Genomic DNA, 12,224 nt, shown 5'->3' with positions numbered 1-12,224 from the left:
ATCAATCTTATTTTAGAAAAGATGCGTCAAATTTCTAAAATTTCAGACATATATATTTGTTATTTATTAATAATTAAAGTTATAATATGAAATAAGATATAGATGAGGAGTTGATAATGAATGAAATTTTTATCATTCAAATACAATAACGCTGAATCATATGGCGTTAAAGTAAAGCGTGAAGACGCTGTATGGGATTTAAAACAAATTTTTGCTGAATTTGGTGAAGGAGACTTCCATCCACAAACGTTACTTGAAGGTTTACAACAAAACCAAACACTTGATTTCCAAGAACAAGTACGTAAAGCAATAGTAGCTGTTGAAAATAGTGGAAAAGCAGATCAGTATAAATTCTCATTTAATGATATTGAATTTTTACCTCCTGTAACACCACCGAATAATGTTATTGCTTTTGGTCGTAACTATAAAGATCATGCCTCTGAGTTAAATCATGAAGTGCAACGTTTATATGTGTTCACTAAAGCAGCTTCTTCTTTAACTGGTGATAACGCAACAATTCCAAATCATAAAGATATTACAGATCAGTTAGATTACGAAGGTGAATTAGGAATTGTTATCGGTAAATATGGCGAAAAGATTCCTAAAGGCTTAGCATTAGATTATGTCTATGGCTATACTATCATTAATGATATTACAGACCGCACTGCTCAAAATGCACAAGATCAAGCATTCTTATCTAAAAGTTTAACAGGTGGTTGCCCAATGGGACCATATATTGTTACTAAAGATGAATTACCTACTCCAGAAAATGTTAATATTGTCACTAAAGTGAATAATGAAATTCGCCAAGATGGAAACACTAGTCAAATGATTAATAAAATTGATGACTTAATTCAAGAAATTTCTAAATATGTTGCTTTACATCCTGGTGATATCATTGCAACCGGTACTCCAGCGGGTGTAGGAGCTGGATTACAACCACCAAAATTCTTACAACCAGGTGATGAAGTTAAAGTAACTATTGATAACATTGGTACTTTGACAACTTATATTGCCAAATAATAATGCTAGTTATGTTTAAAAGGAGAGAAGCTAAGGCTTCTCTCCTTTTTAAATTTTAATACTTAAAAAGTGGAAATATGTTATGATAATTAAAAGAAAGTGATTATAAATATTGGAGGTAATCAAGTCTTGTTACATATGCATATTGTGAGTTGGGTTTTAACCATTGTGTTATATATTATTGCATTTTTACACATTTCAAAATCACAGGGGCCAACACCAACTTTTAAATCATTACATATGGGGCTTAGAGTCTTTATGCTCCTTACAATATTCTCAGGATTTTGGGAATTAATTGAAGAGTTTATGGCAGCGAGTCATGGTGAAGGTGGCAACCACATGCTTCTTACTTTAAAAATGTTATGTGGCTTAGGTGTTGTTGCTTTAATGGAAGTATCATTAGATAAAAGAAAAAAACATGCACCTAGTCATGGCTTATTTTGGGCAACAATTATTTTAATTATTATTACTATGGCTCTTGGAATTATCTTACCATGGGGTCCATTATCTAAAATGTTCGGTTTAAGTTAAGTAAAAAGAATCGTTTGAGTGTCTACTCAAACGATTCTTTTTATATATTGCGTGCTTTGTAACCAATCATATTGATTAAATCTTTAGGATGACTATAAGGAGGCGCATAGGCAACTTCAAATTCAGCCAATTCATCTACTGTAAGTTGATTCATCATAGCCATTGATAAAATATCAATACGTTTATCGGCGCCTTGTTTTCCAACTGCTGCGGCGCGTATTAATTGTCTATTGTCTTTATTAAAATAGACACGTAAGTGTAGGGGTGTATTACCTGGGTAATATCCTGCGTGTGCACCAGACTTAATTTCAACCATCTCATAATTAAATAGACTTAATTCTTCAGGTTTTATTCCTACGCTCGCAAAAGTGTAGTCAAAAAATTTTACAATATTTGAACCAAGAAAACCTTTAAATGTAATATGTTTATTACCTGAGAGTTGTTCTGCTATAATACTTGCTGCACGATGAGCACCCCAAGCTAAAGGTACTTGAGCATTCATATTTACATGGCGATAATGTGAGGTGATGACATCACCTAGAGCATAAATATCAGGTATATTTGTTTTAAAGCAATCATCAACAGGAATAAAACCTTGTTTATCTATATGAATATTTGATGAACGTAAAAATGATGAATTAGGATGAGTTCCTATACCTTCAATAATGATATCGAAATCTTCATGTATACCAGATTTAAAATAAACAGTATGCGCTTGAATTGATTCAATTTCTTCATTTAATCTATATGAAATGTTTCTTTGATCAATTTCGCTAAAAATGGCTGCATTCATATCTTGGTCCATTAATTTATTGACTTTATCTGAACGATGAATCCATGTCACATCAAGACCACGTTGATAAAGGTTTTCTAATACTTCTAATGAAATGTAACCAGCACCGACAACTAATGCTCGCTTAGCTTTATGACGAGAAATATATTGATCGATTTGGTCCATATCTTCTGCATTTCTTAGAGTGAAAGTAAAATTATTAGTAAATCCAAGAGTATTCGCACTAGCGCCAGGACTTAAGATTAATTTGTCATAAGTTTCGTCGAATGTTTCGCCTGTTTGATGATTTAATACACGTACGACATGTTGTTGATCGTTTACTTCAATTACTTCATGATGTGTTTTAACTACAATATTTTTCTTCTCTTTAAAAATGTCTGGTGTAATAGGCAATATTTGATGACGATCAGAAACGAGATGTCCAATATAGTAAGGTAAACCACAATTAGCAAAACTCATATCTCGATCTTTTTCAAAAATGATAATGTCGCTTTCTTTATCTAAGCGACGAATTTGACTTGCACATGTTGCGCCCCCAGCAACAGCACCAACTATAATAATTTTAGACATACATATCCTCCATAACTAAGAAGTAAACAAGTGAGATACAATTATAATTTTTAGAATCTTACTTTAAGTACTCTCATTTTTATTATTGATAAGGTATTTCTAGTTTGAAAAATTCATTTAGGTAACGCCCAATTCCATCTTCGTTATTGGAATAAGTGATATGATTAGCGATATGTTTTAAATCATCTAAACCATTGTCCATAGCAATTCCGTATTGAGCATATTTAATCATTTCTAAATCATTATCTTCATCTCCAAATGCAATAATATTAGAAGAATCTATATTTAAATATGATTTAACATAGTCAATGCCACGAGCTTTACTAATACCTCGTTTTACGATTTCAATAACAGGAAAGGGTGCACCCCAACGACGATGTTCAATATTTTCAGCATAAAAACGAGTTAACATTTGTTTAATACGTGTGATATTCACTTCTTCAGCTTCCACTAATATGGAAGTTGGAGATTCATCAAGTTTTTCTAATAAATTGCCTGTTTGAATTTTAGGATTACCCATTGAAAAACCTTCAAATAATCGAGGATCATGATTATTGATAAAGACACTGTCTCTAACTTCAGCAATAATATTTGTAACATTAGATTTTTGAAGTGCCTCTATAATACTTCTAGCGATATCTACATCTAATACCTCATGTTTGGTTTCAAAGTCATCTGCTTTTGGATGATGAACGTAGGCACCATTAAAATTAACAATAGGTGTATTCATATTAAGTTCATGATAATATATTTGGCTTGCACGATAAGGACGTCCAGTTGCAATCATTAAGTAATGACCTTGTTTTTGTAAAGAAGTTAAAACTTTTTTTGTATAATCACTAATTTCTTTATTATCATTTAATAATGTTCCATCTAAATCTAAACAAATTAAATAAGGTTTCATAAATATCTCCTTGCATTACAGTTCATAAATATTAGTTTATTTGTATCATAGCATTTTATTGGCGTTTTGTCGGATATTTGATATATTAGTGTAAAGATAATTATGGAGAGGTGATACTAATGGAAGAAGCATTAAAAGATAGTATCCTTGGCGCTTTGGAAATGGTAATTGACCCTGAATTAGGTATAGACATTGTTAATTTAGGTTTAGTATATAAAGTAAACGTTGATGATGAAGGATTATGTACTGTAGAAATGACACTTACGTCTATGGGCTGTCCACTTGGACCACAAATCATCGATCAAATTAAGACAGTATTAGCCGAAATTCCAGAGATTCAAGATACAGAAGTTAATATTGTTTGGAATCCGCCATGGAATAAAGATATGATGTCTAGATATGCAAAAATCGCATTAGGCGTTGGATAAATTTAAGCGAGCTCGATAGCATTAATGTATGAAGCTATTTATTATGAAGCGCTAGATACAATATTTAATAGAGAGTAGGGGATGAATTTTTCTTCTACTCTCTTTTTTAATATATAAGAATGTGACAATTTTATTTTTAAATGAGTAAAAAAGAAATGACACAATTGTAATATAAATTGAATTTACGTCTAGGTTATACTACAATACATAAGACTTATATCTTAGGAAAAGTATAATTTTCAACAATTAAGAATTAATCAATGAAAATGAATTTATATTTTATTTAATTGTATATCAAGTTTTCAGTCAACTTAGTATAAAACACAGAATCATATTATACAGTGTATTAAATTCATAGACTATAGAATGACCAATCATACATATAAACTTCTATAATTAACTTTATTGTTATTCTGATTTTAGTGCTTTTATATCTAATGAATTTATTGAAAATTTATTATTTAATAGGGAAAGAATGTGAACAATGAAACAAAATTTAGAAAAGGGCGTGCAGGATAAAACAAAAATGCGCTATATGCCTGGTTTAGATGGTCTAAGAGCAATTGCCGTATTAGGCATCATTATATATCATTTGAATAGAAAGTGGCTAACTGGAGGTTTTATTGGTGTAGATACTTTCTTCGTTATTTCAGGATATTTAATTACAAGTTTACTTTTGAGAGAGTATGAAGAAAAAGGAATTATTAATCTTAAACAATTTTGGATTAGACGCATAAAACGTCTACTGCCAGCGGTGATAGCTTTATTAATAACAGTAGGTATTGCAACCTTATTATTTGAACCTCAACAAATTATTAGAGTTAAACATGATATTATTGCAGCGCTATTTTATGTTTCAAATTGGTGGTATATCGCTAAAGACGTTAACTATTTTGAACAATTTTCATTCATGCCTCTTAAACATTTATGGTCTCTTGCTATCGAAGAACAATTTTATTTATTTTTCCCATTCATTTTAGTGATATTATTACTTACGATTAAAAAATATCGTAATGTGACACTTATATTTTGGATAGTATCATTGGCCTCTTTATTAGAAATGGTCATTATATCACAACCAAATGTGGGATATTCGCGTGTTTATTTTGGTACAGATACTCGTTTACAAACATTATTATTAGGCGTCATATTGGCGTTTGTTTGGCCACCATTTAAATTAAAAGTTAATCCACCACAACGATTACGTCGTGCAATAGATGGAATTGGTATAGGTAGCCTACTTATCTTAATTATTTTATTCTTCACTGTTAACGACGATAATGATTGGATATACAATGGCGGGTTTTATTTGATATCTTTAGTGACATTATTTGTTATTGCAAGTGTCGTTCACCCATCTACAATGATTGCTAAATTTCTAGGACATCCTTTGTTAGTGTATATCGGAAAACGTTCATATAGTTTATACTTATGGCATTTCGCCGTCATTAGTTTTCTACATATACATTTTGTTGATGGTCAGTTACCAATATATGTATATATCTTAGATATACTATTAACTGTGGCGTTTGCAGAATTATCTTATCGTTATATTGAAACACCATTTAGACGTGAAGGGTTAAGCGCATTTTCTTTTGACCGATTACGTAGACCTAAATTTATAAGAACAATAGTTACTATCATAGCTGTGATTCCATTGTTATTAATATTTATGGGTGCATTTGATCGATTTGGAAAAGATGAAATTGCAAATAAAGCAAACAGTTTTAATACAAGTACTGCTGATAAATATTTAGTCAAAATGATGCCCGGTGAAAATATTAAGTTAAATGGACAAACAAGTAAGAGTGAGAATAAAGATAAAGTTTACACAAATATCAGCCCATTACTTATTGGCGATTCAGTTATGGTAGATATTGGTGAAGAATTTAAATCTCAAGTTCCTAAAGCAACTATAGATGGTAAAGTAGGTCGTCATTTACAAGAAGCCCTGATAGTTGCAAATAATTATACTAATTATAATAAACCATCAAATCAAGTTGTATTAGAACTTGGTACAAATGGAGATTTTACTCAAGATGAGCTTGATCAACTTATTAGTAAATTTGGTAAAGCTAAAATATATTTAGTTAATACAAGGGTACCGAGAAGCTGGCAAGATAATGTAAATAAACAACTTTCAGACGCAGCTAAGCGACATAAAAATGTTGTTTTAGTAGACTGGTATAAACGTTCTGCCGGTCACACTGAATATTTTGCATCTGATGGTGTGCACTTAGAACATAGTGGGGTACAAGCATTATCGGATGAAATACTAAAAAATATGACTAAAAAATAAATAATTAAAAAGGATTAACTAGTTGAGGATGCTCACAAAGTTAATCCTTTTTTAGCATTTAAGAAAAAATTAAGGTAACAATGTTTAAATAGTAAGGTAATATGATAAGTAATGAATGAAACGTAAATGAATGCTTGATATGATAGGATTTATTGAATTGTTAAAAAGATGAGTAAAAGTGTTGATTAATTAGTAAAGAAGGTCTATAATGTAATTAAGGTCAAAGAAAGTCAAAGTCAAACGAAGGAGTATTTGACCATACTCTTATACAAAAAGTAGGGGTGAATACATTTGGATATCAATCAAATGACTTATAAAGTACAAGAAGCTTTGCAAAAAGCAATTGAATTAAGTAAAGAAAATGAATTACAAAATATTGAAATTGAAGCAATACTAAAAGGAACTTTAGAAGAAGACGAAAGCTTGTTTAAAAGTATTTTAGAACGTGCAAATATAGACACTGATCAACTAAATCAAGCGTATAGTGAAAAATTAAAACACTATCCATCAGTACAAGGTGATAATGTTCAATATGGACAATATATTGGCTCAAAAGCAAACGAATTATTAAATAAAGCTGAGTCATATATGAAAGAATATGAAGATGAATATATCTCAATGGAACATATTTTACGTGCTGCTATGGACATTGATGAAACAACACAACAATTTGTAGGAAATAAAGAAGAAGTAGTCAAAGAAATTATTACTAAAGTTAGAGGGGGAAATCATGTGACTTCACAAAATCCAGAAGTAAATTATGAAGCTTTAGAGAAATATGGTAGAGATTTAGTAGAAGAAGTTCGCCAAGGCAAAATGGATCCAGTTATTGGTAGAGATGAAGAAATCCGTAATACCATTCGAATTTTAAGCCGTAAAACTAAAAATAACCCAGTATTAATTGGAGAGCCTGGTGTAGGTAAAACTGCAATTGTAGAAGGATTAGCACAACGTATTGTACGTAAAGATGTGCCGGAATCATTGCTAGATAAAACTATTTTTGAATTAGATTTAAGTGCATTAGTTGCAGGTGCAAAATTTAGAGGCGAATTTGAAGAACGTCTTAAAGCAGTACTTAAAGAAGTGAAAGAATCAGATGGACGTATTATCCTATTTATCGATGAAATTCACATGTTAGTTGGTGCTGGTAAAACAGATGGTGCAATGGATGCTGGTAATATGTTAAAACCAATGTTAGCTCGTGGTGAATTGCATTGTATCGGTGCTACAACATTAAATGAATATAGAGAATATATTGAAAAAGATTCAGCCTTAGAACGTCGATTCCAAAAAGTAGGTGTAAGTGAACCTGACGTAGAAGATACAATTTCAATCTTACGTGGTTTAAAAGAACGCTATGAAGTTTATCATGGTGTGCGTATTCAAGACCGTGCTTTAGTAGCAGCAGCAGAATTATCAGATCGTTATATTACTGATCGATTTTTACCAGATAAAGCAATTGATTTAGTCGACCAAGCTTGTGCAACTATCCGAACAGAAATGGGATCAAATCCAACTGAATTAGACCAAGTTAATCGCCGTGTTATGCAATTAGAAATTGAAGAAAGTGCATTAAAAAATGAATCAGATAATGCAAGTAAACATCGATTAGAAGAATTACAAGAAGAACTTTCAAATGAAAAAGAAAAACAAGCGTCATTACAATCTCGTGTAGAACAAGAAAAAGAAAAAATCGCGAAAGTTCAAGAAAAACGTGCTGAATTAGATCGTAGTCGTCAAGCTTTAGAAGATGCGCAAACAGAAAGTAATTATGAAAAAGCAGCAGAATTACAATATGGTACGATTCCACAATTAGAAAAAGAATTAAAAGAATACGAAGAAGCTTTCCATGATGAACAAGGCGATAATGAACGCATGATTCGCGAAGTTGTTTCTGATGAGGAAATTGGAGATATTGTAAGCCAATGGACAGGTATTCCAGTTTCTAAATTAGTCGAAACAGAAAGAGAAAAATTATTAAACTTAAGTGATATCTTACATGAACGTGTCGTAGGGCAAGATAAAGCGGTTGATCTTGTGTCAGATGCTGTAGTGAGAGCGCGTGCAGGTATAAAAGATCCTAATCGTCCAATAGGTAGTTTCTTATTCTTAGGTCCAACTGGTGTAGGTAAAACAGAGTTAGCTAAATCACTCGCTTCATCATTATTCGACTCTGAAAAACATATGATTCGTATTGACATGAGTGAATATATGGAAAAACATTCTGTTTCTAGATTAATTGGTGCGCCTCCTGGTTATGTAGGCCATGATGAAGGTGGTCAATTAACTGAAGCGGTAAGACGTAACCCATATTCAGTTATTCTACTCGACGAAGTTGAAAAAGCACATAGTGATGTATTCAACGTGTTACTTCAAATTTTAGATGAAGGGCGTTTAACTGATTCTAAAGGTCGTAGCGTAGATTTCAAAAATACAATTATTATCATGACAAGTAATATTGGTTCACAAATATTATTAGAAAATGTTAAAGATTCTGGTGAAATTACTGAAAGCACTGAAAAAGCAGTTATGGATAGTTTACATGCATTCTTTAAACCAGAAATCTTAAACCGTATGGATGATATTGTATTATTTAAACCATTATCTATAAATGATATGAGTATGATTGTAGATAAAATTTTAACTCAATTAAATATTCGATTAATGGATCAACGTATTTCAATTGAAGTATCAGACGAAGCTAAAAAATGGTTAGGTGAAGAAGCATACGAACCACAATTTGGTGCTAGACCACTTAAACGTTTTGTACAACGTCAAATTGAAACACCACTTGCTCGTATGATGATTAAAGAAAATATGCCAGAAGGTACAAAAGTAAATGTTGATCTTAACGATAGTCAAGAATTAACATTTGATGTACAAAAACCTTCAGCTGAATAGTATATAAAAAGGCATTGGAAAGCAAAGCTTTCCAATGCCTTTTCTTATTATTAAACTTGTTAAGAGCGTTATATTACTCCAAACACGTAATACAATACCATTTAGACGTCTCTATTCCCTTTACGAGCGAAATCATTAGGTTTAATCATAGCACCTAAAATGGCAATAGCAATGGTAATGATGATTGCAATAATAATTGGTTTAATCACATCTAAACTGCCGCCACCATTTAAACTATTAAGTACAAAGTTAACCATTTGTGTTAAGATTAACGCCCAAATAAAAGTTACGAGGTATTTCATATATATGACCTCCAATTTATATATATTATCATTTTAAAGTAAAGTGAATTATTTGTATAGTATTAGTAGAGAATGTATAAAAATTTGTGCCATTTTTTATATGAATTATTGGCTCGTGACTGTTTAACAAAATCGTCTAATCAAGTGTAACTACTTGAGTTAGATTTAAAAAGTATGTTAAATTAATACCTGGTATTAAAAAATGAAGTGAGAAGGTGTACGTTCATGAACGTAGGTATAAAAGGTTTTGGTGCTTATGCACCTGAGAGAGTAGTCGATAACGCCTATTTTGAAGGTTTTTTAGATACGTCTGATGAATGGATTTCAAAAATGACTGGCATTAAAGAAAGACGTTGGTCTCGTGACGACCAAGATACGTCAGACTTAGCATATGAAGCAAGTAAGAAAGCAATTGAAGATGCTGGTATTAAACCGAATGATATAGATATGATTATTGTAGCTACAGCAACTGGAGATATGCCATTTCCATCTGTAGCTAATATACTACAAGAAAAATTAGGTACTGGTAAAGTGCCTACTATGGATCAACTTGCTGCATGCTCAGGTTTCATGTATTCAATGATTACTGCAAAACAATATGTTCAATCTGGAGACTATAAAAATATTCTAGTAGTGGGTGCGGATAAATTATCCAAAATCACTGACTTAACTGATCGTTCAACTGCTGTATTATTTGGAGACGGTGCAGGTGCAGTAGTAATTGGTGAAGTCTCAGAAGGACGAGGTATTATTAGCTATGAAATGGGCTCAGATGGGTCAGGTGGAAAATACTTATATTTAAATAAAGAGACTGGTAAACTAGTAATGAATGGACGCGAAGTTTTTAAATTCGCTGTAAGAATTATGGGCGAAGCGTCTACACGTGTAGTTGAAAAAGCTGGTTTAGAATCTGATGATATTGATATGTTTATACCACATCAAGCAAATATCAGAATTATGGAATCAGCACGTGAAAGATTGGGTATTGAAAGAGAAAAAATGAGTGTTTCAGTTAACCGTTTTGGAAACACGTCAGCTGCTTCGATTCCTTTAAGTATTCAACAAGAGTTAGAAAACGGAAGAATTAAAGATGATGACACTTTAGTACTCGTAGGTTTCGGTGGCGGCCTAACATGGGGCGCTATGGTAATCAAATGGGGTAAATAGGAGGATTTAATGTATGACTGAAAACAAAAGAGTGGTAATTACAGGCATGGGTGCATTATCACCTATTGGAAACGATGCCCAAACAAATTGGGAAAATGCCTTAAAAGGTGTCAATGGAATTGATATAATTACACGCGTTGATACTGAAGAATATAACGTTCATTTAGCAGGTGAATTAAAAGACTTTAATATTGAAGATTATATTTCGAAAAAAGATGCGCGTCGCATGGATCGTTTTACACAATATGCAGTAGTAGCGGCAAGACAAGCTGTAGAAGATGCTAATTTAACTATCAATGACGATAATGCTAATCGTATCGGTGTATGGATTGGTTCAGGTATTGGTGGAATGGAAACATTTGAAGTTGCACATACAATACTGAAGAATAAGGGACCAAGAAGAGTTAGTCCTTTCTTTGTTCCAATGCTTATTCCTGATATGGCTACTGGCCAAGTTTCAATTGATTTAGGTGCAAAAGGACCTAATGGTTCAACTGTTACTGCTTGCGCCACAGGTACAAATTCTATCGGTGAAGCATTTAAAATCATTCAAAGAGGTGCTGCTGATGCTATGATTACTGGGGGTACTGAAGCACCTATTACGCATATGGCACTTGCAGGATTCAGTGCAAGTCGTGCATTATCAACAAATGATGATAAAGAAACAGCTTGTCGTCCTTTCCAAGAAGGACGTGATGGATTTATCATGGGTGAAGGCGCTGGTATCTTAGTCATTGAATCATTAGAATCAGCACAAGCACGTGGCGCACAAATTTACGCTGAAGTTGTAGGATATGGTTCAACTGGAGATGCTTATCACATTACTGCACCAGCACCTGAAGGCGAAGGTGGTTCTCGTGCAATGCAGGCGGCTTTAGATGATGCAGGTATTGAAGCTAAAGATATTCAATACTTAAATGCACATGGTACAAGTACGCCAGTAGGTGACTTGTATGAAATTAAAGCGATTAAAAATACATTTGGAGATGCAGCTAAAAACTTAAAAATTAGTTCAACTAAATCGATGACAGGACATTTATTAGGTGCTACTGGGGGAATTGAAGCAATTTTCTCTGCATTATCTATTCGTGACTCTAAAGTTGCACCGACGATTCATGCAGATTCACCAGATCCAGAATGTGACTTAGATATTGTTCCTAATGAAGCACAAGATTTAGAAATTGAATATGCAATGAGTAATAGTCTAGGTTTTGGTGGACATAACGCAGTATTAGTATTTAAAAAGTTTAAAGATTAAAAATTAAGTTAAGAGTAGAAGAGTCCGGGACATAAAGTATCTAGATAA

At 32.4% G+C, this 12,224-nt stretch carries 10 protein-coding genes; 7 read left to right on the top strand and 3 right to left on the bottom strand.

The window, feature by feature from the left end; all coding sequences use genetic code 11:
* Positions 1-120: 120 nt before the first annotated feature.
* Complete coding sequence (locus tag HMPREF3131_RS03940; protein WP_017175836.1) at positions 121-1,023, top strand: fumarylacetoacetate hydrolase family protein; 903 nt, start codon at positions 121-123, stop codon at positions 1,021-1,023.
* Between the two features lie 129 nt (positions 1,024-1,152).
* Positions 1,153-1,554 carry a YisL family protein gene (locus tag HMPREF3131_RS03935; protein ID WP_070436470.1) on the top strand — a complete coding sequence of 134 codons (402 nt, stop codon included), beginning with the start codon at positions 1,153-1,155 and terminating at the stop codon, positions 1,552-1,554.
* A gap of 40 nt (positions 1,555-1,594) precedes the next feature.
* On the opposite strand, the gene HMPREF3131_RS03930 is transcribed toward HMPREF3131_RS03935, so the two are convergent.
* On the bottom strand, positions 1,595-2,917 hold the full coding sequence (locus HMPREF3131_RS03930; RefSeq protein WP_061544377.1) for a CoA-disulfide reductase: 1,323 nt from the start codon (positions 2,915-2,917) through the stop codon (positions 1,595-1,597).
* Between the two features lie 82 nt (positions 2,918-2,999).
* Positions 3,000-3,821 carry a Cof-type HAD-IIB family hydrolase gene (locus HMPREF3131_RS03925; RefSeq protein WP_061544378.1) on the bottom strand — a complete coding sequence of 274 codons (822 nt, stop codon included), beginning with the start codon at positions 3,819-3,821 and terminating at the stop codon, positions 3,000-3,002.
* 119 nt (positions 3,822-3,940) lie between these two features.
* Between HMPREF3131_RS03925 and HMPREF3131_RS03920 the strand changes: the two genes are divergently transcribed.
* The 3 genes from HMPREF3131_RS03920 to clpB all read left to right on the top strand — a co-directional run bounded on the left by HMPREF3131_RS03920 (position 3,941) and on the right by clpB (position 9,449).
* Entirely contained in the window at positions 3,941-4,249 is a 309-nt protein-coding gene (locus tag HMPREF3131_RS03920) for a metal-sulfur cluster assembly factor (RefSeq protein ID WP_002448080.1), read from the top strand.
* Between the two features lie 484 nt (positions 4,250-4,733).
* The gene (locus HMPREF3131_RS03915) at positions 4,734-6,548 is read left to right on the top strand and encodes an acyltransferase family protein (RefSeq protein WP_061544379.1); all 1,815 of its coding nucleotides are present in this window, start codon (positions 4,734-4,736) and stop codon (positions 6,546-6,548) included.
* Positions 6,549-6,839: 291 nt separating this feature from the next.
* Positions 6,840-9,449, top strand: coding sequence for an ATP-dependent chaperone ClpB (gene clpB / locus HMPREF3131_RS03910; RefSeq protein ID WP_048761195.1), 2,610 nt, complete (start codon positions 6,840-6,842; stop codon positions 9,447-9,449).
* Positions 9,450-9,550: 101 nt separating this feature from the next.
* Here the strand turns inward: clpB and HMPREF3131_RS03905 are convergent, their stop codons facing one another.
* Positions 9,551-9,751, bottom strand: coding sequence for a DUF2929 family protein (locus HMPREF3131_RS03905; protein WP_017175830.1), 201 nt, complete (start codon positions 9,749-9,751; stop codon positions 9,551-9,553).
* A 225-nt stretch (positions 9,752-9,976) separates the two neighbouring features.
* Between HMPREF3131_RS03905 and HMPREF3131_RS03900 the strand changes: the two genes are divergently transcribed.
* Both HMPREF3131_RS03900 and fabF read left to right on the top strand, forming a co-directional pair.
* The gene (locus HMPREF3131_RS03900) at positions 9,977-10,918 is read left to right on the top strand and encodes a beta-ketoacyl-ACP synthase III (RefSeq protein WP_002488368.1); all 942 of its coding nucleotides are present in this window, start codon (positions 9,977-9,979) and stop codon (positions 10,916-10,918) included.
* Between the two features lie 13 nt (positions 10,919-10,931).
* Positions 10,932-12,176, top strand: coding sequence for a beta-ketoacyl-ACP synthase II (gene fabF, locus HMPREF3131_RS03895; protein ID WP_048761198.1), 1,245 nt, complete (start codon positions 10,932-10,934; stop codon positions 12,174-12,176).
* Positions 12,177-12,224 lie beyond the last annotated feature (48 nt).

It is taken from the genome of Staphylococcus sp. HMSC14C01 (assembly GCF_001808085.1).
Classification (GTDB): Bacteria; Bacillota; Bacilli; order Staphylococcales; family Staphylococcaceae; genus Staphylococcus; species Staphylococcus hominis.
This window is presented reverse-complemented; position numbering and strand designations above follow the sequence as displayed.

Coding starts and splice junctions, on each gene's coding strand:
- HMPREF3131_RS03940 (WP_017175836.1), top strand. CDS start 121: ATGAAATTTTTATCATTCAAATACAATAACGCTGAATCATATGGCGTT.
- HMPREF3131_RS03930 (WP_061544377.1), bottom strand. CDS start 2,917: ATGTCTAAAATTATTATAGTTGGTGCTGTTGCTGGGGGCGCAACATGT.
- HMPREF3131_RS03925 (WP_061544378.1), bottom strand. CDS start 3,821: ATGAAACCTTATTTAATTTGTTTAGATTTAGATGGAACATTATTAAAT.
- HMPREF3131_RS03920 (WP_002448080.1), top strand. CDS start 3,941: ATGGAAGAAGCATTAAAAGATAGTATCCTTGGCGCTTTGGAAATGGTA.
- HMPREF3131_RS03915 (WP_061544379.1), top strand. CDS start 4,734: ATGAAACAAAATTTAGAAAAGGGCGTGCAGGATAAAACAAAAATGCGC.
- HMPREF3131_RS03905 (WP_017175830.1), bottom strand. CDS start 9,751: ATGAAATACCTCGTAACTTTTATTTGGGCGTTAATCTTAACACAAATG.
- HMPREF3131_RS03900 (WP_002488368.1), top strand. CDS start 9,977: ATGAACGTAGGTATAAAAGGTTTTGGTGCTTATGCACCTGAGAGAGTA.
- fabF (WP_048761198.1), top strand. CDS start 10,932: ATGACTGAAAACAAAAGAGTGGTAATTACAGGCATGGGTGCATTATCA.